Source organism: Streptomyces sp. BYX5S, assembly GCF_054724165.1.
In genome coordinates, this window is the sequence record NZ_CM138829.1 from 122,288 (window position 1) to 143,979 (window position 21,692).

Genomic DNA, 21,692 nt, shown 5'->3' on the forward strand with positions numbered 1-21,692 from the left:
CCGGGCATGGAGGACGTCAACGGGGTGGAGGTCGTCGCGTTCGCGGACGCGGCGGCCTTCGAGAAGTGGCTGGCCGGACACCACACGCGCCGCGAGGGCGTGTGGGTGAAGGTGGCGAAGAAGGCGTCGGGGATCGCGTCGGTCACCGACGACGAACTCGTCGACGTCGGGCTGTGCTGGGGCTGGATCTCCGGTCAGCGGCGCGGCCTCGACGACCGCCACTACCTCCAGAAGTACGGGCCGCGGCGGCCCCGGAGCCTGTGGTCGCGGGTCAACGTCGAGAAGGTCGCGGCGCTGACCGTCGCGGGCCGCATGCGCGAACCGGGCCTCGCCGAGGTCCGGCGGGCGCAGGAGGACGGCCGCTGGGACCGCGCCTACGCCTCCCAGGCGACCGCCACCGTCCCGGACGACCTGGCGGCCGCCCTCGCCGCGGACCCGGCGGCGCGGGCGGCGTTCGACGCGCTCGACCGCACGGCCCGCTACCAGCTGATGCTCCCGCTCCTCCAGGCCACGACGGCAAAGACCCGGCGGACGCGGCTGGAGCGGACGGTCAGGGACCTGGCAGGCGGGATGGCAGGCGGGACTTCCCCGGGGACTTCCTAGCGCGCCGCGCCGCGGCCCACGACGTTCCCCGCGCGGTCGATGCAGATCACGTCCACCGCGACCGGGGCGCCGCGCAGGACCGTGAGCGCCTCGTCGCGGGCCCGCGCCGCGACCAGGTCGCCCAGGGGGACACCGGCGGCCGTGCACAACTGGAGGGCGGCGAGACCCGTGTTGGCCTCCGCGACCTCGGCGGCCAGCGCCTCGCTCGCGCCGCCGCGCCGGGCCAGTTCGGCGAGGAACTTCTTGTCGACCTGCGAGCGCCCCGAGTGCAGGTCGAGGTGGCCGGCCGCCAGCTTCGACAGTTTCGCGAAGCCGCCGCAGATCGTCAGGCGGTCCACCGGATGACGGCGGATGTACTTCAGGACGGCGCCAGCGAAGTCGCCCATGTCGAGCAACGCGTCCTCCGGCAGCCCGTGTTCACGGACCACCGTCTTCTCCGACGTCGACCCCGTGCACCCCGCCACATGCGTACGCCCCGCCGCCCGCGCCACGTCCACGCCCCGCCGGATGGAGTCGATCCACGCCGAGCACGAGTACGGCACGACGATGCCCGTCGTCCCCAGCACCGACAGGCCGCCGAGGATGCCGAGCCGCGGGTTCCAGGTCGAGCGGGCGATCTCCTCGCCGTGGTCGATGGAGAGGGTGACCTCCACGTCACCGGGGGCGCCGTGGGCGGCCGCGACCTCCGCGACGTGCGCGCGGATCATCTCGCGGGGAACGGGGTTCACCGCCGGTTCCCCGACGGGCAGCGGGAGGCCGGGGCGGGTGACCGTACCGACGCCGGGGCCCGCCCGGAACACCACCCCCGAGCCGGGCGGCAGCCGCCGCACCGTGGAGCGGACGAGCGCGCCGTGCGTGACGTCGGGATCGTCACCGGCGTCCTTGACGACACCTGCGGTGGCGCTGGAACCGTCCAGGTCCTCGACGGCCAGCGCGAAGGACGGCGTCTGCCCCTTCGGCAGCGTGATCGTCACCGGATCGGGGAAGTCGCCGGTCAGCAGCGCCGTGTACGCGGCGGTGGTCGCGGCCGTCGCGCAGGCGCCGGTCGTCCAGCCGGGGCGCAGACCGGTGTGCTTGAGTTGGGCGCTGCGCCCGCCCTCTGCCTCAGTCATGGAGTGCCTGTTTTCCGATGCGTGTTCTGATCCTCGGCGGTACCACCGAGGCCCGGCGCCTGGCCGAGGCCCTGCACCCGCACGTACACGTCACCAGCTCGCTGGCGGGCCGGGTGGCGAGCCCCAGGCTGCCGCCCGGGGAGGTACGCGTCGGTGGGTTCGGCGGGGCCGAGGGCATGGCGGAGTGGCTGCGCGCCCACCCTGTGGATGCGGTCATCGATGCCACCCATCCCTTCGCCGGGACGATCAGTTTCAACGCGGCGCGGGCCGCCGCCACCGCCCATGTTCCCCTGCTCGCGCTGCGGCGGCCCGGCTGGGTGGCGGGTGCCGGGGACGACTGGCGTGAGGTCGGTTCGCTGGCCGAGGCCGCGGAGGCCGTGCGCGGTGCGGGCCGGGTCTTCCTCACGACCGGGCGGATGGGGCTCGCGGCGTTCGCCGGCGTCGACGACGCGTACTTCGTCGTGCGGTCCGTGGATGCGCCCGAGCCGCCGTTTCCGCCCCGGATGGAGGTGCTTCTCGACCGGGGACCGTTCACGCTCGACGCCGAGCGGGCCCTCCTGGCCCGCCATCGCATCGACGTCCTCGTCACGAAGGACAGTGGTGGTGCGGCCACGGCCCCGAAACTGGTCGCCGCGCGCGAGGCGGGGGTTCCGGTGGTGGTGCTCCGCCGCCCCCCGGCTCCGCCGGGCGTACCGGTGTCCACCACGGTCGAGTCAGCCATCACCTGGCTCAAAACCCGGGGCTCCGCCCCGGACCCCGCTCCTCAATCGCCGGAGGGGCTCGAATGACACACCCGCGCCGCACCCCGCTCCTCAGGCGCCGGAGGGGCTGAGTGTGTCCTCCGGAGGGGCTGAGTGGGGCCTGCGGCGGGGCTTGAGGGCTCTGTCGGGTATCGGCGGCGGGTGCGCACCTCAAGCCCCTGCGGCGATTGAGCAGCGGGGTCCGGGGCGGAGCCCCGAGTCGTTCGAGCGGCGCCGGGGTGCGCACCTCAAGCCCCTGCGGCGATTGAGCAGCGGGGTCCGGGGCGGAGCCCCGGTCTTTGAGCCCCTGCGGCGATTGAGCAGCCGGGGCCGGGGCGGGGGCCCGGGGGTTACGGGAGGTCGGGGTAGCGGCGGGGGGTCCAGGTGAGGGTGTGGCCGTCAGGCCGGGTCACCGCTTGCGTCTGGGACGACCCCACGATCAGCAACGTCCGCATGTCCACCACCGCCGGATCCAGATCCGCCAGCCGGACGACCCGCACGGACTCCTCCGGCCCCCCGACATCCCGCGCCACCACCACCGGCGTATCCGGCAACCGCACCTCAAGCAGCAGCTCCCGCGCCTTCCCCACCTGCCACGTCCTCGTCCGCGACCCCGGGTTGTACAGCGCCAGCACCAGATCCGCCCGCGCCGCCCCCCGCAACCGCTCCGCGATGACCTCCCACGGCTTCAACCGGTCCGACAGCGAGATCGTCGCGTAGTCGTGCCCCAGCGGCGCCCCCGCCTTCGCCGCCGCCGCGTTCGCCGCGGTCACCCCGGGCAGCACCCGCACCGGAATCTCCGCGTACCGCTCCTCCGACGCCACCTCCAGCACCGCCGTGGCCATGGCGAACACCCCGGGGTCGCCCCCGGAGACGACCGCCACCCGCCGCCCGCGCCGGGCGAGGTCGAGGGCGAACTCCGCGCGCTCGGACTCCACCTTGTTGTCCGAACCGTGCCGCGTCTGCCCCGGCCGCTCCGGCACCCGCGCCAGATACGTCGTGTACCCGACGAGGTCGTCCGCGTTGGCGAGCGCCCCCCGCGACTCCGGCGTCAGCCACGGCGCCCCCGCGGGCCCCGTGCCGACGACCACGACCTCCCCGTGCTCCGGCGCCTGCGCCGGCTCCGCGTCGATCCGGGAGGGCAGCACGGCCACGGAGAAGTACGGCACGGTCGCCGGGTCGATGTCGGCGAGCGCTCCCGTCCGCTCACCCTTCATGAACGCCCGCTCCACGTACCGCGCGTCGTCGAGCCGCCCCGAACTCTCCAGCGCCGCCCGCACCTTGGTGAACGTACGCCCCAGCTTCATCACGACCGCCGAGTCCGCGGCGGCGATCCGCGCCGACAGTTCGTCCTCCGGCAGCGTGCCGGGGATGACGGTCAGCGTCTCCTTGTCCTCGCACAGCGGCTCGCCGAGCCGCGCCGCCGCGGCGCTGATCGACGTGACGCCGGGGATGACGGTCGCGTCGTACCGGCCCGCGAGCCGCTTGTGCATGTGCTGGTACGAGCCGTAGAACAGCGGGTCGCCCTCGGCGAGCACGGCGACGGTGCGCCCCGCGTCGAGGTGCGCGGCGAGGGTGGCGGCCGCCTCCTCGTAGAAGTCGTCGAGGGCGCCCCGGTAGCCGCCGGGGTGGTCCGTCGTCTCGACCGTGAGCGGATACATCAGCCGCTCCTCGATCTGGTCCTCCCGGATGTGCTCGGCCGCGATCGAGCGGGCGATGGAACGTCCGTGGCGCGCGCAGTGGTACGCGATCACGTCCGCGGAGGCGATCGCCTTCACGGCCGCGACGGTCATCAACTCCGGGTCGCCGGGCCCGAGCCCGACCCCGTACAGCTTCCCGCTCATGCCCGGTCCTCCATGATCTCCGCCTCGGTCGCGATCGCGTTCAGTGCGGCGGCGGTGATGGCGCTGCCGCCGCGCCGGCCCCGTACGACCAGGTGGTCGAGGCCCAGTTCGTTCACGGCCAGGGCCTCCTTGGACTCGGCGGCGCCGACGAAGCCTACGGGTATGCCGAGCACGGCGGCGGGCTTCGGCGCGCCCTTCGCGATCATCTCCAGGAGGTGGAAGAGCGCGGTGGGCGCGTTGCCGATGGCGACGACGGCGCCGTCGAGGCGGTCGCGCCAGAGTTCGAGCGCGGCGGCACTGCGCGTGGTCCCCAACTCCGCTGCCAAATCAGGTACTTGAGGGTCCCGCAGCGTGCAGACGACCTCGTTGTCGGCGGGCAGCCGCTTGCGGGTCACGCCGCTGGCGACCATGTGGGCGTCGCAGAGGATCGGCGCCCCGGCGCGCAGCGCGGCCCGCGCGTTCGCCACGACACCGGTCGAGTAGCCGATGTCCTGTACGAGATCCACCTGGCCGCAGGCGTGGATCATGCGGACCGCCACCTGGGCGACGTCGGCGGGCAGCGCCGCGAGTCCGTCCGCGGCTTCCGCGCGGATCGTGGCAAAGGACTCGCGGTAGATCGCCGCGCCGTCCTTCTCGTAGTCGAACACGGTTGCTCTCAGCTCTCGGTGTGGATCGGTGGGGTGGTCACGGTGGGCACGGTGGTGGTGTATCCGCCGTCGGGGCGGGCCACGACGTCGACGTACGGGCCGACGGGGTGGCCGCAGCGGCGTTCGCAGCCGGACCAGTAGGTGGGGAGGGTCGGGTGGGCGTCGTCGATGCGGGCGGCGGCGTCGGCGCGGACGTCGGCGTGGGACTTGGCGCACCCGGGACGCCCGATGCAGGCCGCGACGCGGTTCCACGGGGAGGCGGGGTCGGCCACGAGTCCGGTGCCGGCGAGCTGCGCCTGCGTGGCGCCGGGCACGACAACGCTGCGCCAGGGCGTCAGCCGAAGCTCTTGCTGGGGCAACCGCGAGGCAAGCTCGGTCAGCGCCCGCCATGCGGAGGGCTCGACCACACCGAACGGGACGGCGAGCCCCGGGTGGGTAAATTCAAGCCCCGCCGGCGATTGAGGCGCGGGGTCCGGGGCGGAGCCCCGCGGCGTCAACGCCGGGTGGGCTGACAGGAGGTCGGCCAACTCCGCGCGAGAAGCGCCGAGTTCACGGACCCGCCACACCCGCCCCCCGGCCTCCCGCGCCGCCGCGACGAAGACCTCCGCCGCGGCGACCGCAGCCTCCGCGGCGCGACCGTACGGAACCCGCACCCCCGCCGCGCCGAGAAAGACATCCGCCTCACCGGACGCTGTCCCCCGAACCAGCACATCCGGGCGGAGGCCCGCTACGTCCCCCCGCCCGTCGTCCAGCCCGAACAGAAACCTCCCGGACAATTCCGGCGTGACGGAACTCGCACACAACGCCGCGTCGAGTCCGGTCAACCACTCCCGCACATCCACGAAACCGCGACCGTCGAGCCCGGACAACGGCGAAGCCACCACGTTCCGCACCCGCTCGTGCGCCGCCGACGGCAGCAGCCCCGCCGCCCCCAGTCGCTCCGCGAGCTCACGCCCGCACCCGTCGCGCAAACCCCGCAACTGCACATTGCCGCGCGAAGTGAGATGCAGCATCCCGTCCCCGAGCCGCTCCGCCGCCTCGCCGAGCGCCCGCGCCTGCACCAAGTCCAGTACCCCGCCGGGAATCCGCACCCGCGCGAGAAAACCGTCGTCGGCACTGTGCAGGCGCAAAGCGCCGGGGCAGGCGTCGCCCGTTCCTGAGGGCGGCACGGGTATGGGGGGAGGGGACATGCCGGGGAGCATACCTATCGGCCGATTCCACCACCCCGTACCAGGTCGTCGCCCGGCACCGTACGATGCACGGTGGCTGCCCGGACCCGGTCGGCCACCGCCGGTGACGGCGGCAGGGGAGGAAGCCCGGTGCGATTCCGGCGCGGTCCCGCCACTGTGAACTCTCCAGCCGGAGAGCGAGCCAGGAACTCCCTTCCACACGACCACCCGGGGCGCGGACACCCCGAGGAAGGCCAGACGACGCATGCCCCAGCAGCCTTCGCAGCTCCTGCTCCTGTCGACGTCGGACACCGACCTGCTCAGCGCCCGCGCGGCGAACGCCGCGGACGCCCCGGTCGCCTACCGCTTCGCCAACCCCTCCCGCATCGACGTGGAGACCGACCTGCCGGGCCTCCTCGACGGCGTGGGCCTGGTCGTCGTCCGGCTCCTCGGCGGCGTCCGCGCCTGGCAGGACGGCATCGACCGGCTGACCGCCGCCGGGATCCCGCTGGTCGTCCTCACCGGTGAACAGGCGCCCGACGCCCAGCTGATGGCGACGTCCACGGTGCCGGTCGGCATCGCGGCCGAGGCGCACAAGTACCTGGCGCACGGCGGCCCCGCGAACCTGGACCAGCTGGCACGCTTCCTCTCCGACACGGTGCTGCTGACCGGCCACGGCTTCGAGCCGCCGGCCCCCGCGCCGACCTGGGGCGAGCTGGAGCGCCCCGCCCCGACCCGGCACGGCGACGCCCCCACGGTCGCCGTGCTGTACTACCGCGCCCACCACATGAGCGGGAACACGGCGTTCGTGCACACGCTCTGCGACGAGCTGGAGCGCGCGGGCGCCCGCCCCGTCCCGCTGTACGTGGCGTCGCTGCGCGCCCCCGAGCCGGAGCTGATCGAGGCGCTGCGCCCCGCCGACGCGATCGTCACGACGGTCCTCGCGGCGGGCGGCACGCGTCCCGCCGAGGCGAGCGCGGGCGGCGACGACGAGTCCTGGGACGCGGGCGCCCTCACCCGGCTCGACGTCCCGATCCTCCAGGCCCTGTGCCTGACGTCGTCCCGCGCGGCCTGGGAGGAGAACGACGAGGGCGTCTCGCCGCTGGACGCCGCGACGCAGATCGCGGTGCCGGAGTTCGACGGCCGCCTGATCACGGTCCCGTTCTCCTTCAAGGAGCTGGACGAGGACGGGCTCCCGGCGTACGTCGCCGACCCCGAGCGGGCGGCCCGGGTGGCCGGCATCGCGGTCCGGCACGCGCGCCTCAGGCACATCCCGGCGCGGGAGAAGAAGCTCGCGCTGGTGCTGTCCGCGTACCCGACGAAGCACTCGCGGATCGGCAACGCGGTGGGCCTCGACACCCCCGCCTCGGCGGTCGCGCTGCTGCGGCGGCTCCTCGACGAGGGCTACGACTTCGGGGACCCGGCCGAGATCCCCGGCCTCGCCTCCGGCGACGGCGACGAGCTGATCCGCGCGCTCATCGACGCGGGCGGCCACGACCAGGAGTGGCTGACGGAGGAGCAGCTCGCCGCGAACCCGGTGCGCATCCCCGCCGCCGACTACCGCCGCTGGTACGCCACCCTCCCCGAGGAGCTGCGGGAGTCCGTCGAGCGGCACTGGGGGCCGCCGCCCGGCGAGATGTTCGTCGACCGGTCCCGCAACCCGGAGGGCGACATCGTGCTCGCGGCGCTGCGCCGCGGCAACCTCCTCATCCTCATCCAGCCGCCGCGCGGCTTCGGCGAGAACCCGATCGCGATCTACCACGACCCCGATCTGCCGCCCTCGCACCACTACTTGGCGGCGTACCGCTGGATCGCGGCGGCCTCGGCCGACGGCGGCTTCGGCGCCGACGCGATGATCCACCTCGGCAAGCACGGCAACCTGGAATGGCTGCCCGGCAAGAACGCGGGGCTCTCGGCGGCGTGCGCGCCGGACGCCGCGCTCGGCGACCTGCCGCTGGTCTACCCGTTCCTGGTGAACGACCCGGGCGAGGGCACGCAGGCGAAGCGGCGCGTCCACGCGACGCTCATCGACCACCTCGTGCCGCCGATGGCGCGCGCGGACTCCTACGGCGACATCGCGCGCCTCGAACAACTCCTGGACGAGTACGCGCAGATCAGCTCGATGGACCCGGCGAAGCTGCCGGCGATCCGCGCGCAGATCTGGACGCTGATCCAGGCGGCGAAGCTCGACCACGACCTGGGGATGGAGGACCGCCCCGACGACGACGGCTTCGACGACTTCCTGCTCCACGTCGACGGGTGGCTGTGCGAGGTCAAGGACGCGCAGATCCGGGACGGCCTGCACGTCCTCGGCGCGGCGCCCTCCGGGGAGGCGCGGGTCAACCTGGTCCTGGCGATTCTGCGGGCCCGGCAGATCTGGGGCGGGTCGCAGGCGCTTCCGGGACTCCGTGAGGCGTTGGGCCTCGACGAGTCGGCGGCGACGCGGGCGTCGGCCGACGAGGCGGAGGCGGTGGCGCGTGGCCTTGTCGAGGCGATGGAGGCGGTCGGCTGGGACCCGTCGGCGGTTCCGGCCGTCCTGGCGGCCACGCCTCGGGGCTCCGCCCCGGACCCCGCTCCTCAATCGCCGGAGGGGCTTGAAATGCCCACCCCCGCCGACGCCGAAGGGGCCGACGAGGTCGCCCCCGCCTTGGGCAATCTGCCGCCTGGGGCGGCAGGGTGGGCAAGGCGGCCCACGGTGCCGCGCGCCGATGACGAGGGCTCTGACCCCGTTGCGGCAATCCTGGAGTTCGCGGCGCGTGAGGTGGTGCCACGGCTGGGGGCCACCACGGACGAGTTGGACAACGCCGTGCGGGCGCTCGACGGCCGGTTCGTGTCGGCGGGGCCCTCCGGGTCGCCGCTCCGCGGGCTCGTGAACGTGCTGCCGACGGGGCGGAACTTCTACTCCGTCGACCCGAAGGCCGTCCCGAGCCGCCTCGCCTGGGAGACCGGACAGGCGCTCGCCGACAGCCTCCTCACCCGGTACAAGGACGACAACGGCGCGTACCCCACCTCCGTGGGCCTCTCCCTCTGGGGAACCAGCGCCATGCGCACCGCCGGCGACGACATCGCGGAGGCCCTCGCCCTCCTCGGCGTCCGCCCGGTCTGGGACGACGCGTCCCGCCGCGTGACCGGCCTGGAGGCGATCCCGTACGAGGAGCTGAACCGCCCCCGTATCGACGTCACCCTCCGCATCTCCGGCTTCTTCCGCGACGCGTTCCCGCACGTCATCGGCCTCCTCGACGACGCCGTGCGGCTCGCCGCGTCCCTGGACGAGCCGGACGAGATCAACCACGTACGGGCCCACGCCCAGGCCGACCTCGCCGAGCACGGCGACGAGCGGCGCGCCACGACCCGTATCTTCGGTTCGCGTCCGGGGACGTACGGCGCCGGTCTCCTCCAGCTGATCGACTCCAAGGACTGGCGCACGGACGCCGACCTCGCCGAGGTCTACACGGTGTGGGGCGGTTACGCGTACGGCCGCGGCCTGGAGGGCAAGGCGGCCCGCGCCGAGATGGAGACGGCCTACAAGCGGATCGCGGTCGCCGCCAAGAACACGGACACCCGCGAGCACGACATCGCCGACTCGGACGACTACTTCCAGTACCACGGCGGCATGGTCGCCACCGTCCGCGCGCTGCGGGGCCAGGCCCCCGAGGCGTACATCGGCGACTCCACCCGCCCCGAGACGGTCAGGACCCGCACCCTCGTCGAGGAGACGTCCCGTGTCTTCCGGGCCCGCGTCGTCAACCCCAAGTGGATCGAGGCGATGCGCCGCCACGGCTACAAGGGCGCCTTCGAACTCGCCGCGACGGTGGACTACTTGTTCGGCTACGACGCCACGACCGGTGTCATCGCCGACTGGATGTACGACAAGTTGACCGAGACGTACGTCCTCGACGAGACGAACCGCCAGTTCCTTTCCGAGAACAACCCGTGGGCCCTGCACGGCATCGCCGAACGCCTCCTCGAAGCCGAGTCCCGCGGCATGTGGGAGAAGCCGGACCCGCAGGTCCTGGAGGCCCTCCGCCAGGTCTACCTGGAGACGGAGGGCGACCTGGAGGCGGACGAGTAGGTACGGGGCTACCTCAGCGTCACGCCGAAGCTCCGGCCGTACGCGTGGTGCGTGCCGACGTCGAGGCGGGTGCCGCCCGCGACGGGCGTGACGCGTACCGCGTCGTCGCCGTCGGCCTTGCGCAGGCGGCGGCCGCGCAGGACGACGGTCACCGTGTCCCGTTCCGTGGTCGGGTCGGAGACCGCGACTGTGAGGCCCTTGCCCCGGCCGCGTACGAGGACGGACGCGGGGCCGGTCACCTCGATGCCCGCGACCCGGTGCGTGCCGCCGGTGAAGGTGTTCACGGCCGTGAGGGCGAGGGCGTCGTGGCGGACGGCCTGCGCCCGCACCGTGTTCGTGAGGACGCGTACGGCGTCGTACGCGCGCACCGCCGCCTCCGAGGCGTTCGGCAGCAACGCGTGGGCGAGGGAGGCGGGTCGGGCGCCCGCCGCCTGCTCCAGCGTCAGGGAGAAGACCTGACGGGTCACCTGCGTGTCCGGGTTCGAGGTGCGGACCGCCCGGCGGCTGCGGGTCACCGTCTCCAGGCGCGGCTTCGCCGCCGGGCCCGCCAGCCGTACGTAGCCGACCGCCGCGTCCCGCGTCCCGTTCGCCCAGCGCACCCAGCCGTCGCCCTCGGCCACGGTCACCGCGTCGCCCTCCGGGGCCACGCGCGCGTCCACCGTCGTCGTCACCGCGCGGCCCGCCGGGTCGCCGACGCCCGCCGCGAGCACCACGACCTCGTCGTCGAGGAGGAACCACGACTTCGTGGCCCGCGCGCTCCGGTACGCCACGAAGTCGTCCGGCAGGAGCCCGGCCCGCTTGTCCCGCCACGGCACGTCGTCGGAGGCGACCCAGCCGGCCGCCCCGTACCGGCCGTCCAGGACCGCCCCGCCGGAGTACGCCTGCGTCGCCGTCGGGAAGTAGACGTACGTGTTCTGCGACTCGCTGGACGCCGTGAAGTTCAGGGGATGGCCCGGGTTGTCGTAGAACAGCTTGCCGCCGTACAACTCCGGGACGGTGCCGCGGTGTTCGACGGGCGCGGTCACTCCCGCGAGTCCGTACGGGGAGACGGTCGTGAAGTAGTCGACGCCGTACGCCGTCGTCTGGTCCTGGCCCGCCAGGTACAGGTAGTGGGCGCCGTCGCCCTGGAACCAGGGCATCAGGTTCTCACCGCTCATGTACTCGTACTTGCTGATGCGGCGCGAGCTGCGGGACAGCGTGAAGGCGTAGCCGGGGCGGCGGTGCACCGTCCGGTCCATGGCGTTGAAGGCGACCGAGCGGGCCGGCGGGTTGAGGTCGGCGGCGGGGACCGAGGCGTCGGCCAGCACGTCCGCGTACCGGACGATGCTCAGCGGCGAGACGAACGTCGCCGGGTCCAGGGCCGCCTTCGACGTGGCCCGGATGTGCTTCACGTACGACTTCAGAGCGGCCGCCTCCGTCCCCGTGGACAGCGACGCGAGGTCGACGACCGCCTCGACGACGGCGGCGGCGTCCGTGTACCCGCTGCTCGTGCGCGCGACCGCCCGGCCCTTCACCGCCTCCATCATCCAGCCCTCGAAGATCAGCGGCGCGAACCCGTCGCGCACCCACCGCTGGACCGTGGGGACGAGCTCGTCGCCGTGTGCGAAGCCGGTCCCGTCGAGCAGCTTCAGCGTCTGGATCACGCGCGTGAGCAGGCCCTTTCCGTACGAGCCGGTGTACGCGACGGAGGAGTGCTGGAGGAAGGAGCCGTCGGCGTAGTGGCCGTCGGTGACGCCGTGCCGCAGGTCGTACGGGTCGACGGTCGCGAAGACGGTCAGCTGGTCGGTGAGGGCCTTGCGGATGCGGGCCTCGTCGCCGGTCAGGGCGCCCTGGAGGATGCGGTTGGTGGTGATGTCGGCGAGGTTGGCGCCCGTGTGGAACCGGGAGTCGAGGTCGACGTCGCCGTCCTCGCCGTTGCGCAGGTAGGCGTCCATGGAGGCGATGTACGTGGCGGTGAGGGCGGCGGGCGCGGCGTCGCCGAGCAGCACGAGGGTCCGGCTGACGTACTGGGAGATGCCTATCTCCCACGTGAACCAGTTGCCGTAGTACCCGGCCGCTTGGTCGCCGTAATACCGCTCGTGCAACCACGCGAGCGCGTCGACGACCCGTGCGCGCACCGCCGAACTCCCGTACAGATCACCGGAGATGCCGGGAGTGCGGGTGGCGAGCGCGATCTCGTAGAGGCGCTGGTACGTAGTGCTGAGGTTCGGATCGCTGGTGCCCAGCGGCACGCCTTTGAACAGTTCGCCGCCGCCCGGCGCCGCCGCGTCCATCGCCGCGAGGTTCGTGCGGGCCGTCTTCTCGATCGCGGCGAGCTTGGCGGCGGTCTCCGGACGGGCGTTGGACTCGACGGTCCCGGCGAACATGCCCACCGCATTCGCGAGCAACTGCGCTGCCCCCTCGGCGAGTTCGGCCGCACCCGCCCACCGCGTGGGCACGGCGGCGAGCACCCCGCTCGCGGCGATGGCACTCAGCAGACGTCTACGGGTGATCTCCATCGGTCGTCCGTCCCTCCGTCGTCGCCCCACGCTCGGCATGCGCGCGCCGGAGTCAAGCAGACGGGGTGACCGGCGACAAGAGCCACCGGAGGCCATCCCGGCCCGGTCGACGGTGGCCGGCTCGTGCTTATGAAAAACCGATTCAGTCGCAATTAATCGACCTCTAAACGAAATTGGTTCGCCCGGCCTTTTCCATCCCGTAGTGTTTTCCATGTCGCCGACGAACAACGACGGCGAAGAAAAGAACCAGTGAATTGACTCAGAAATTCTAGGAGAACGCCATGAGCTTCCACAAGATCGCCCCCGTCGCCAAGCGCAACCACAAGACCGCCGCCCCGGCCAAGCGCCACGCGCAGCCGAAGAAGGCCGCGCCGAAGGCGCAGGCCAAGCGCCGTCCGGTCGGCGGCAAGCGCTGACCCGACCCCCGCACCGAGAGGCGGGGCCGTCCCTTCCGGCGGCCCCGCCTCGGCCTTTTCCCCTTCCCGACCACGGAGTTGACGTCACCCATGCGCGGCACACGCGACATCACCGAGGCGTTCCGGCGCTTCTGGCCCCTCACCCGGGGGGATCGGGGGCGGCTCGTCGTGATCGTCGCCTGCGTGATGGTGGCGGCGCTCGCCGAGACCGCGTCGATCCTGCTGTTCGCCGAGATCACCGACCACGCCCTGAACGCGGGGTCGCTCTCCGCGTTCTGGGGACCCGCGCTCGCCTGGCTCGGAGCGGCTGCCGTCGGCGCGCTCGTCGGGTATGCCGGAAATTCGCTCGCCGTATGGACGGCGGAGAGATTCGTTCTGCGGCTGCGCGCGAAAGTATTCTCACACCTCCAGGAATTGCCGCCGCATTTCTTCAGGAAACACCGACGCGGTGATCTCGTGTCCCGGCTCACGGGGGACGTCGAGGCGATCGAGCAACTGGTCGTCTCCGGTGTCGTCGGCACGGTCTCCGCCGTCTTCTCCGTCCTCTTCTACGGCGCCGCCGCCCTGTGGCTGCGCTGGGACCTCGCCCTTGCCACCTTCGTCCTCGCCCCGCTGTTCCTGCTCGCCGCGCGCCGCTTCTCCGGCCGCATCGGGCGCGCCGCGCGCGACGAGCGGGCCGCCGAGGGCGCGATCACCTCCGTCGTCGAGGAGGCCCTCGGCAACGTCGAACTCACCCAGGCCTACAACCGGCACCGCGCAGAGGAAGCGCGCCTGGCCACCGAGGCGCGCGCGTGGATGCGGGCGTCCGTGCGGGGGGCTCGCGCCACCGAGATGTACGAGCAGGTGGTGCAGGTCGTCGAGACGGTGTGCGTGCTCGCGGTGATCGGGCTCGGCGCGTGGGAGATCGTGCAACAGCGGCTCACGCTGGGCCAGTTGCTGGCGTTCGCCGCGTTCATCGGGTACCTGTACCCACCCGTGCGTGACCTCGGTCAGCTCGGGCTCACGTTGACGGCCGCGACGGCCGGGGCGCGGCGCCTCGCGGAGATCCTGGACGCGCGTCCGGCGGTGCGGGACCCGGAACCCGCCCTGGTGCGGGACCCGAAGCCCTCCACGCCACGGGGCTCCGCCCCGGACCCCGCTGCTCAATCGCCGCAGGGGCTTGATTGGCCACGGGGGCTCGAAAGTGCCGCGGCGTCCGCTGGGCTGCTGGTGTGCGAGCGCGTCACGCACTGGTATCCGGGCGCCGACCGACCCGCCCTGCGTGACGTCTCACTCACCGCCGGGCCCGGCGAACTCGTCCTGGTCACCGGTCCCAGCGGGGCCGGCAAGTCCACGCTCACGCAGCTTCTCATCCGGTTCTACGACCCGACCTCCGGCGCCGTCCGGCTCGACGGCGTCCCCCTGTCCGAGCTGCCGCTCGCGGACGTCCGCGAGCGCATCACCCTCCTGCCGCAACGCACCCACGTCCTCCACGGCACCGTCCGCGACAACATCGCGGCCGGCCGCCCCGACGCGAGCGACGCGGACGTCGAACGGGCGGCCCGGGACGCCGACGCGCACGCCTTCATCACCGCGCTCCCCGACGGGTACGCCACACGGATCGCCCCCGGCACGGCGGCGCTCTCCGGCGGCCAGCTCCAGCGCATCGCCATCGCCCGCGCCATGCTGCGCCCCTCGCCGGTCCTGATCCTGGACGAGCCCACCACGGGCCTCGACGCCGAGTCGGCCCACCGAGTGGTGGAACCGCTGCGCCGCCTGATGCGCGACCGTACGACCATCCTGATCACCCACGACCTGACGCTGGCCCCCTACGCGGACCGGGTGGTGTTCCTGGAGGAGGGCCGGCTGAGCGGGGACGGGAAACCCGCGGCGGGGCGGCGTACGCCTACGGGGTCGGAGGTGAGTCGTCGGTGAGCGCTGCCGCGGTCAGGCTGAGGTGCCGGACCAGGACCGCCGCCGCGGTGTCGGCGTCCCGGGCCAGCACCGCCTCCTCCAGCCTGCGGTGTTCCTCGGCGCCGTCCCGGCCGGGGTTGCGGTGCGCCGACCACCGACGGGCCAGCTCGCTCGCGGTCCACAACCGGTCGAAGGTCTCCATCAGGGCTCCGTTGCCGCACCCCTCCAGCAGCGTGCGGTGGAAGACCCGGTGCGCTTCGGCCCAGGCGCCGGTGTAGTGATCGCCTTCCTCCGGGGCGAACGCCGGAGTGCGCACCAGACGGTGATGGGCGGCCCGCACCCGGGCCTCCCAGTCGACGTCGCCGCGCTCGACGGACATGCGCAGGACGACCGGTTCGACCGTACGGCGGGCTTCGGCGATCTCCTGCCAGCGGTGGTCGGAGAAGGCCGGTACCGCGAAACCGCGGTTGGGCAGCCGGTCGGCGAGCCCGTCGCCGACCACCCGCACGAGCGCCTCGCGCACCACGGCCAGGCTCACGCCCTGCTCCCTGGCGAGATCCTGCGGCTTGAGGGGGGCGCCGGGGGGATGGTCTCCGCGCATGATCGCGTCCCGCAGGTGTGCGTAGACCTGCTCGGAGAGCATCTGCTTCCCCGGCGGGGCCGAGGAGCGCGCCGTCTGAACCATGGGCTCATCCTAGACGATCCACTGGATAATCGATTATTAGTGTTATGGTCGATTCAAGAGTCGATGAGGGTGCCCTCGTCCGGGAAGGAACGACCGCTGTGCCTGCCAACGATCCCTTCGCCCGCCCCGGTGACGGCCCGACGGACCTCGATGCCGTCCGTGACGTCAGCCGCGCCGTCAGCGCCGCCCACCGCTTCGTCTACTTCGCCCCCGAGAGCGCCGAGGAGGCGGCCGGGCTCGGTGTGAACGACCGCGTACCGGCGTATCTGGCCTTCCGGTCGGCCGCGATGGGCGCGGTCCCCTGGCGCGTCACGCTCGCGGCCTTCTACAACTTCAGCCCACGGGCGGTGCGGACCATGGAGGGCGTGTGGGATGCGGCGCCGCCCGAGCGCTGGCAGGCCGCCCGGTTCCGGGCCGCCGGACGGGCGATGCGGCGCGTCGGCGTACGGCTCGGCGACGACGGCCTCGCCGAGGCGCGCACGCTGATCGATCCGGTCGTCGCCGGTGCCGACTGCGCCGGCAAGGTGCTCGCCGCGGCGAACGCCTCCGTCGCGCTGCCGCACGACCCTCTTGTCGCGCTGTGGCAGCAGATCACGGTGGCGCGGGAGTGGCGCGGCGACGCCCACCTCGTCGTCCTCGCCGACAACGGCCTCGGGCCGTGCGACTGCCTCGTTCTGCACACCGCGACCGGGGAACTCCCGACCGCTCTCGTGCGAGCGACCCGGCAGTGGAACGACGAGGAGTGGAGCGCGGCGTCGGCACGTCTCGTCGCACGCGGCTGGCTCGACTCCGACGGCGCGCTCACCGACGCCGGCCGCGCGGCGCGCGAGCGCGTCGAACGGGAGACGGACGAGCACTGTGCCGCGCTCTGGGCGCCGATCGGCACCGCGGGCGCCCGCCGTCTCGCCTCGCTCGTCGCGCCCGTCGCCGAGGCGTTCGCCGCGACGGCCGCGTAACCCCCGCGGGCGGGCGCACGGATCACGGGACCAGGCGCGGCGAGCGCCTCGCCGCCACGTCCTCCACCCACCCCCACATCGGCACTGCCACCGCGATCAGCACCCAGCCCACCCCGAACAGGAACCACTGGCTCTCCAGCGGCAGCCACCGTTCGAACGCCGGGACGTTCCAGAACGTGTCGATCAGGGGCACCGCCAGGATCAGCGCGATCTCGTGCCACAGGTAGATCGTGACGGCCCGTGCGTTGAACACGGTCACGACCCGGTCCACCCGCCGGTACCGCGCGAGCCACGCGAAATCGATGCGCCACAGCGCCTTCGCGGAGAAGAGGAGGGTGACGAACCCGGCCGACCAGAAGGTCTGCGCGATCGGCACGTCGTCGAGGTCGTACGTCCCGTACACGCCCTGGTGGGCGAACGCGTACCAGCCGCCGAACGCCAGCGCGGCCAGCGACAGCACCACCACCGGCGTCGGCCGCCACCGCTCCAACAGCCCCTCCCGGTGCGCGAATCCGAGCAGCCAGCAGAAGACGAAGATGCAGAAGTCGGTGACCGCCCCGGCGTCGTCCCACACCAGGACCGGCGCGAGCGAGAGCAGCAGGACCGGGACCGGCGCCCACCGGAACACCCGCAGCAGCAGCGGTGAGAGCAGGACGAACCAGAGGTAGCAGCGCAGGTACCAGAGGATCTCCCACGCCTGCTCGGCCCACGCGCTGCCCGGCGGGTCGCCGAGCGGGACGACCCAGTAGACGATCCGCCAGTCCGGCATCCAGCCGTGGACCAGCATCGCGAGGACGACGACGGCGCCCCACGCCCAGAACGGCACGAGCAGCCGCCGCATCCGGCTGCGGATCACGGACAGCGCGGGCCGTCGCAGCGAGCGGGCCATCAGGGAGCCCGCCAGCGCGAACATCACGCCCATGGAGGGGAACACCAGCCCCGCCCACGCCCAGCCGAAGCAGTGGTACGTGACGACGCGGACCAGGGCCACGGCGCGCAGCGCGTCGAAGTACCGGTCCCGGCCGGGTGCGGCGACCGCGACCGGCTCCGGTTCCTGCACCGGGGCCGCGCCGCGCCGGCGTCGCCCGCTCATGCTCCGGCCCCCGTGCCCGGCCCCGCCGTCGGCGTTCCGACCTCGCCCGTCCGCTTCAGTTTCTGCCAGCGCAGGCGCCCGCCCGTGAGGGCGGTGACGGTCGAGTGGATCAGGACCATGTACATCATCTGGCGGTACGCGACCTGTTGCAGCGGCAGCATCAGCAGGTAGCGGTACTTCTCCCGGTCCAGGCGGAACGCGTAGGCCGCGCAGGCCAGTTGGACACCCAGCACCGCCAGCCACGCCAGCAGCGACGCCTTGAAGTCGACGAAGATCATCGAGTAGACCGTGAACACGTCGATGAGCGGCGCGAAGACCGGCGTGATGATCTGGAAGAGGACGACCAGGGGCATGCCGATCCGGCCGAAACGGCCCGAAGGGCCCTTGTCCGTCAGCGACTTGCGGTGCTTCCACAGCGCCTGCATCGTGCCGTACGACCAGCGGTAGCGCTGCGACCACAGCTGCTTGAACGAGCCCGGCGCCTCCGTCCACGCCCGCGCGTGCTCCTCGTAGACCACGCGCCAGCCCGCCCGGTGCATGGCGATGGTGATGTCGGTGTCCTCGGCGAGGGTGTCCTCGCTCATGCCGCCCGCCGCGAGCACCGCGTCGCGCCGGAACGCGCCGATGGCGCCGGGGATCGTCGGCATGCAGCGCAGCACGTCGTACATGCGGCGGTCGAGGTTGAAGCCCATCACGTACTCGATGTGCTGCCACGCCCCGATGAGGGTCCTGCGGTTGCCGACCTTGGCGTTGCCGGAGACGGCGCCGACCCCGGGGTCGGCGAACGGCTGCACCAGCGTGGCGACGGTGTCCGGTTCGAAGACGGTGTCGCCGTCCATCATCACGACGATGTCGTAACGGGCGTGCCGCACACCGTTGTTGAGCGCCGCGGACTTGCCCGCGTTCTCCTGGCGGACGACGCGGACGTTGCGGTGGCCGAGGGACTCGACGATCTGAGACGTGCCGTCCGAGGACCCGTCGTCGACGACGATGACCTCGATCGGATGCGTACTGGCCATCAGGGAGTTCACCGTGTTCGCGATGCACTCCTTCTCGTTGTACGCGGGCACGATCACGCTCACCGGGCGGGTGACGGGCGGCCCCCAGGAGAAGGACGGGTCGTTGCGCCGCCGGTAGTGGCGGCGGGCCACGACCAGCATCAGCAGGAACCGCGCCATGACGGCGACGCCGACGACGGCCAGGAACCCGGACAGCAGCGGCATCGTCCACTCGGCGACGGCCGTGGCGGCGACGAGGGACTTGCCGACCCAGAGGGTGGAGCCCGTCGCCTCGTGCATGGCGGCCTGCTCGGCGGCGGTGGAGGTGGGGTCGAGGTCCTCCTCGCGGGCGCCGGGCATCCCGTTCGGCACGCCCCCGGCCCCCTCCGAGCCGGCCTGCGCCTTCTCGGCCTGCGCCTTCTGGTTCATGGCCTGGGCGCCGCTCACCGTCGTGAACGTGTAGCCCTTGGCCTTCATCTTCTTGATGTACTTCGGCAGCGCCTTCAGCGTCTGGTCCCGGTCGCCGCCCGCGTCGTGGAAGAGCACGGACGCGCCCTTGCCGTTCTTCGGCGTGGCCGTCTCGATGATGCTGTCGACGCCCGGCTGCTTCCAGTCGTCGCTGTCGGTGTCGATGAAGACGCTGGTGTACCCGAGCTTCGCGACCTTCTTGTAGACGCCGAGGCTGTAGTTGTCGATCGCGTCGGTCTCGGAGGAGTACGGGGCGCGGAACAGCGTCGTCGTCACGCCCGCCGCCCCCGCGATGGCCAGCTGCGTCTGCTTCAGCTCCCGCTTGAGCCGCGCGTACGACTGGTAGGAGAGGTCGACGTGGGAGAAGGAGTGGATGCCGACCTCGTTGCCCTCGTCGACCGTCTGCCGCACCAGGTCCGGGTAGCGGGCGGCCATCGAGCCGACGAGGAAGAACGTGCCGGGCACGTCGTTGTCGTCGAGGATGTCGAGGACCTTCGACGTGTACGTGGCGTTCGGGCCGTCGTCGAAGGTGAGGACGATGGTCTTGTCGGGGACGGACTCGTCCTCGACCTTCCCGTTGCGGGACGTCCAGATCGGGCCGGAGTTCAGGACGGAGTCCGACACCTTGTCGTAGGCGGCGCCGTCCCGGACGCGCTTGTCGTTGAACACCTCGCCGCGCACATAGCCGTCGAGGAGCAGCGCGCAGGTCAGCGCGAGCAGCAGCATCAGCGCGAGGAGTGTGCGCGGGCGTTGGAGGGTGGCGGCGCGGCGGCTCATGCGCGCGATGCGGCTCGGGTTGGCGTGCCGTCGGGCGGGGCGCCCGGTCTTCTGGGACATGAGTGGTCGTGCTCCCCGCTCAGTTGGCGCCGACGGCGGTGGACGCGGACGGCGACGGGGTGATCAGCGGCGCCGAGTCCGGCGCCCCGAGCCGCGGCCCGGCGGGTGCCCGGCCGCCGTTGCCCGCGTCACCGAAGGGCAGCAGGTCCGACGAGGTCAGCGGGATGCCGACGCCCATGAAGGCCAGGAACAGCAGCACCACGTATCCGGCGCAGCCGACGCAGAGGGCGATCCCGAGGCGGCGCAGCAGACGTGCTCTGCGGCCGGAGGAGTCGACGAAGACGGGGCCCTCACCGGCGGCGGACCGGCGGGTCTTGCGGCGGCGGCCGCGGGTGCGGGTGGTGCCCGCGGCGGGCTGTTCGAGCAGGGCGTCGGGGCGAAGGGCATCGGAGCGCATTCCGCGCAGAGTAGGAACCCTTCTGTGGCCGGTGCTGAGCGTTTGTTGTCAGTGCTCATTGAAAGCGGGCGCAGGCTGTCAACCGCCTGAGCGGGTGGGGGAGTGTGGGTGGTTATGCCCCTTGTTGTCTGTGTGATTCCTCAGGGGAATCGGCCGGGCGGCACAGTTTCGGGTGCGAGGTTCTCGGTATGCCGAGCATGTCGATGTCATGGAAGTCAGCCACCGGAACACTGGCCCTGTGTGCGCTCGCGGGCTGCACCACGACGTCCGGAACGGAAAGCGGAACCACGTCCGTCACCACCGCATACGCCCCCTACCTCAGCGCCACCACCGCCTACGCCACCGACTCGGCCGGCTCCCCGGACGCGTACAACCTGGCCTTCGTCGTCGCCAACGGCAGTGCCTGTACGCCGAGTTGGGGCGGGCACACGGAGATCGGCGACACCGCTGTCGCGGCCCGCCTGAAGAAGCTGGCCGCCTCCGGGGCCACGCTCCGGGTCTCCTTCGGCGGCGCCTCCGGCAAGGAGCTGGCCACGGCCTGCGACTCCGCCTCCGACCTCGCGGACGCCTACGCCGCGGCGCTGGACGCGGCGGGCGGCGCCACCCACGTCGACTTCGACGTCGAGGGCGACACCCTCAAGGACTCCGCCGCGAACACCCGGCGCGCCGAGGCCGTCGCGCTGCTCCAGAAGGAGCGGGACGTGGACGTCACGTTCACGCTGCCCGTGATGCCGTCCGGCCTCGACGACGACGCCGTGTCCCTCCTCGAAGCCGCCAACGACGAGGGCGTCCAGGTCTCCACGGTCAACATCATGACCATGAACTACGGCGAGTCCTACCAGGGCGACATGAGCGACTACGCCCGTACGGCGGCCCGCGCCACCCACACCCGGCTCAAGAAGGTCTTCGGCCTCTCCGACGCGAAGGCCTGGCAGGGCATGGCCCTCACCCCGATGCTCGGCGTGAACGACATCGAGGGGGAGACCTTCACGCTCGCGGACGCCGCCCAGCTGCGGTCCTTCGCCGAGGACAAGGGCATCGCGTGGGTGTCGACGTGGGCCACGTTCCGCGACGTGGCCTGCGAGGACGGCACGGACACGGACGACGCCGCGACCAACTGCAGCGGGGTGCGGCAGAGCGACGGCGCCTTCGGGCGGGCGCTGGCCGGGTGAGTACGCGCCGGGTGAGCGCGCGCCGGGTCGCGGGCGCCGGGCCTGCCGCCGTCCGGGCGAAATATCTGATAGGCCGTCAATCATGCGGCATG

General features: G+C 72.6%; 16 protein-coding genes and 1 riboswitch. Of the genes, 7 read left to right on the forward strand and 9 right to left on the reverse strand.

All coding sequences use genetic code 11. The annotated features are described in order from the left end of the window. Nucleotides 1-6 precede the first annotated feature (6 nt). A complete protein-coding gene (locus ACYBSK_RS00570) occupies nt 7-603 on the forward strand; it encodes a YdeI/OmpD-associated family protein (protein WP_460244809.1) in 597 nt (198 codons plus the stop codon). On the opposite strand, the gene ACYBSK_RS00575 is transcribed toward ACYBSK_RS00570, so the two are convergent. Beyond that, nucleotides 600-1,715, reverse strand: coding sequence for a cobalt-precorrin-5B (C(1))-methyltransferase (locus tag ACYBSK_RS00575; protein ID WP_457474818.1), 1,116 nt, complete (start codon nt 1,713-1,715; stop codon nt 600-602). The genes ACYBSK_RS00570 and ACYBSK_RS00575 overlap by 4 nt on opposite strands. A 17-nt stretch (nt 1,716-1,732) precedes the next feature. On the opposite strand from ACYBSK_RS00575, the gene ACYBSK_RS00580 reads away from it, so the two are divergent. Beyond that, the gene (locus ACYBSK_RS00580; protein WP_460244810.1) at nt 1,733-2,503 is read left to right on the forward strand and encodes a cobalt-precorrin-6A reductase; all 771 of its coding nucleotides are present in this window, start codon (nt 1,733-1,735) and stop codon (nt 2,501-2,503) included. 302 nt (nt 2,504-2,805) lie between these two features. Here ACYBSK_RS00580 and cobJ read toward each other — a convergent pair whose 3' ends face one another. The 3 genes from cobJ to cobG are packed head-to-tail and all read right to left on the reverse strand — an operon-like array spanning nt 2,806 to nt 6,136. After that, entirely contained in the window at nt 2,806-4,299 is a 1,494-nt protein-coding gene (gene cobJ / locus ACYBSK_RS00585) for a precorrin-3B C(17)-methyltransferase (RefSeq protein ID WP_460244811.1), read from the reverse strand. After that, the gene (locus tag ACYBSK_RS00590) at nt 4,296-4,946 is read right to left on the reverse strand and encodes a precorrin-8X methylmutase (RefSeq protein ID WP_460244812.1); all 651 of its coding nucleotides are present in this window, start codon (nt 4,944-4,946) and stop codon (nt 4,296-4,298) included. Before ACYBSK_RS00590 ends, cobJ begins: the two co-directional genes overlap by 4 nt. 8 nt (nt 4,947-4,954) lie before the next feature. After that, nucleotides 4,955-6,136 carry a precorrin-3B synthase gene (gene cobG, locus ACYBSK_RS00595; RefSeq protein WP_460244813.1) on the reverse strand — a complete coding sequence of 394 codons (1,182 nt, stop codon included), beginning with the start codon at nt 6,134-6,136 and terminating at the stop codon, nt 4,955-4,957. Between the two features lie 97 nt (nt 6,137-6,233). Beyond that, nucleotides 6,234-6,327, forward strand: a riboswitch (cobalamin riboswitch). A gap of 53 nt (nt 6,328-6,380) precedes the next feature. Between cobG and cobN the strand changes: the two genes are divergently transcribed. Next, nucleotides 6,381-10,187: a cobaltochelatase subunit CobN gene (cobN, locus tag ACYBSK_RS00600; RefSeq protein ID WP_460244814.1), complete on the forward strand. Its 3,807-nt coding sequence runs from the start codon at nt 6,381-6,383 to the stop codon at nt 10,185-10,187. An 8-nt stretch (nt 10,188-10,195) separates the two neighbouring features. Here cobN and ACYBSK_RS00605 read toward each other — a convergent pair whose 3' ends face one another. Continuing rightward, on the reverse strand, nt 10,196-12,685 hold the full coding sequence (locus ACYBSK_RS00605; protein ID WP_460244815.1) for a polysaccharide lyase family 8 super-sandwich domain-containing protein: 2,490 nt from the start codon (nt 12,683-12,685) through the stop codon (nt 10,196-10,198). Between the two features lie 281 nt (nt 12,686-12,966). On the opposite strand from ACYBSK_RS00605, the gene ACYBSK_RS00610 reads away from it, so the two are divergent. Then, the gene (locus ACYBSK_RS00610) at nt 12,967-13,101 is read left to right on the forward strand and encodes a hypothetical protein (protein ID WP_457474825.1); all 135 of its coding nucleotides are present in this window, start codon (nt 12,967-12,969) and stop codon (nt 13,099-13,101) included. Between the two features lie 90 nt (nt 13,102-13,191). After that, nucleotides 13,192-15,015, forward strand: a complete 1,824-nt coding sequence (locus ACYBSK_RS00615) for an ABC transporter ATP-binding protein (RefSeq protein WP_460244816.1) — start codon at nt 13,192-13,194, stop codon at nt 15,013-15,015. Here ACYBSK_RS00615 and ACYBSK_RS00620 read toward each other — a convergent pair. Beyond that, nucleotides 14,987-15,679, reverse strand: coding sequence for a GntR family transcriptional regulator (locus ACYBSK_RS00620; RefSeq protein ID WP_460244817.1), 693 nt, complete (start codon nt 15,677-15,679; stop codon nt 14,987-14,989). The two genes, ACYBSK_RS00615 and ACYBSK_RS00620, sit on opposite strands and share 29 nt — an antisense overlap. Before the next feature lie 98 nt (nt 15,680-15,777). Here ACYBSK_RS00620 and ACYBSK_RS00625 point away from each other — a divergent pair, with 98 nt between their 5' ends. After that, nucleotides 15,778-16,635 carry an SCO6745 family protein gene (locus tag ACYBSK_RS00625; RefSeq protein WP_457474828.1) on the forward strand — a complete coding sequence of 286 codons (858 nt, stop codon included), beginning with the start codon at nt 15,778-15,780 and terminating at the stop codon, nt 16,633-16,635. A 22-nt stretch (nt 16,636-16,657) separates the two neighbouring features. Here the strand turns inward: ACYBSK_RS00625 and ACYBSK_RS00630 are convergent, their stop codons facing one another. The 3 genes from ACYBSK_RS00630 to ACYBSK_RS00640 are packed head-to-tail and all read right to left on the reverse strand — an operon-like array spanning nt 16,658 to nt 20,428. Beyond that, nucleotides 16,658-17,728 carry an acyltransferase family protein gene (locus ACYBSK_RS00630; RefSeq protein WP_460244818.1) on the reverse strand — a complete coding sequence of 357 codons (1,071 nt, stop codon included), beginning with the start codon at nt 17,726-17,728 and terminating at the stop codon, nt 16,658-16,660. After that, nucleotides 17,725-20,031, reverse strand: coding sequence for a bifunctional polysaccharide deacetylase/glycosyltransferase family 2 protein (locus tag ACYBSK_RS00635; RefSeq protein WP_457474830.1), 2,307 nt, complete (start codon nt 20,029-20,031; stop codon nt 17,725-17,727). Before ACYBSK_RS00635 ends, ACYBSK_RS00630 begins: the two co-directional genes overlap by 4 nt. Nucleotides 20,032-20,050: 19 nt before the next feature. Then, nucleotides 20,051-20,428, reverse strand: a complete 378-nt coding sequence (locus ACYBSK_RS00640; protein WP_457474831.1) for a hypothetical protein — start codon at nt 20,426-20,428, stop codon at nt 20,051-20,053. A 197-nt stretch (nt 20,429-20,625) separates the two neighbouring features. Between ACYBSK_RS00640 and ACYBSK_RS00645 the strand changes: the two genes are divergently transcribed. Further along, entirely contained in the window at nt 20,626-21,600 is a 975-nt protein-coding gene (locus ACYBSK_RS00645; protein ID WP_460246934.1) for a chitinase, read from the forward strand. Nucleotides 21,601-21,692: the final 92 nt, after the last annotated feature.

What these genes read in the sequence shown, in the direction of transcription:
- cobJ (WP_460244811.1), bottom strand. Translation starts at nt 4,299, where the DNA reads ATGAGCGGGAAGCTGTACGGGGTCGGGCTCGGGCCCGGCGACCCGGAG.
- ACYBSK_RS00605 (WP_460244815.1), bottom strand. Translation starts at nt 12,685, where the DNA reads ATGGAGATCACCCGTAGACGTCTGCTGAGTGCCATCGCCGCGAGCGGG.
- ACYBSK_RS00570 (WP_460244809.1), top strand. Translation starts at nt 7, where the DNA reads ATGGAGGACGTCAACGGGGTGGAGGTCGTCGCGTTCGCGGACGCGGCG.
- cobN (WP_460244814.1), top strand. Translation starts at nt 6,381, where the DNA reads ATGCCCCAGCAGCCTTCGCAGCTCCTGCTCCTGTCGACGTCGGACACC.
- ACYBSK_RS00610 (WP_457474825.1), top strand. Translation starts at nt 12,967, where the DNA reads ATGAGCTTCCACAAGATCGCCCCCGTCGCCAAGCGCAACCACAAGACC.
- ACYBSK_RS00635 (WP_457474830.1), bottom strand. Translation starts at nt 20,031, where the DNA reads ATGTCCCAGAAGACCGGGCGCCCCGCCCGACGGCACGCCAACCCGAGC.
- ACYBSK_RS00615 (WP_460244816.1), top strand. Translation starts at nt 13,192, where the DNA reads ATGCGCGGCACACGCGACATCACCGAGGCGTTCCGGCGCTTCTGGCCC.
- cobG (WP_460244813.1), bottom strand. Translation starts at nt 6,136, where the DNA reads ATGTCCCCTCCCCCCATACCCGTGCCGCCCTCAGGAACGGGCGACGCC.
- ACYBSK_RS00580 (WP_460244810.1), top strand. Translation starts at nt 1,733, where the DNA reads ATGCGTGTTCTGATCCTCGGCGGTACCACCGAGGCCCGGCGCCTGGCC.
- ACYBSK_RS00645 (WP_460246934.1), top strand. Translation starts at nt 20,626, where the DNA reads ATGTCGATGTCATGGAAGTCAGCCACCGGAACACTGGCCCTGTGTGCG.
- ACYBSK_RS00620 (WP_460244817.1), bottom strand. Translation starts at nt 15,679, where the DNA reads ATGGTTCAGACGGCGCGCTCCTCGGCCCCGCCGGGGAAGCAGATGCTC.
- ACYBSK_RS00630 (WP_460244818.1), bottom strand. Translation starts at nt 17,728, where the DNA reads ATGAGCGGGCGACGCCGGCGCGGCGCGGCCCCGGTGCAGGAACCGGAG.
- ACYBSK_RS00640 (WP_457474831.1), bottom strand. Translation starts at nt 20,428, where the DNA reads ATGCGCTCCGATGCCCTTCGCCCCGACGCCCTGCTCGAACAGCCCGCC.
- ACYBSK_RS00575 (WP_457474818.1), bottom strand. Translation starts at nt 1,715, where the DNA reads ATGACTGAGGCAGAGGGCGGGCGCAGCGCCCAACTCAAGCACACCGGT.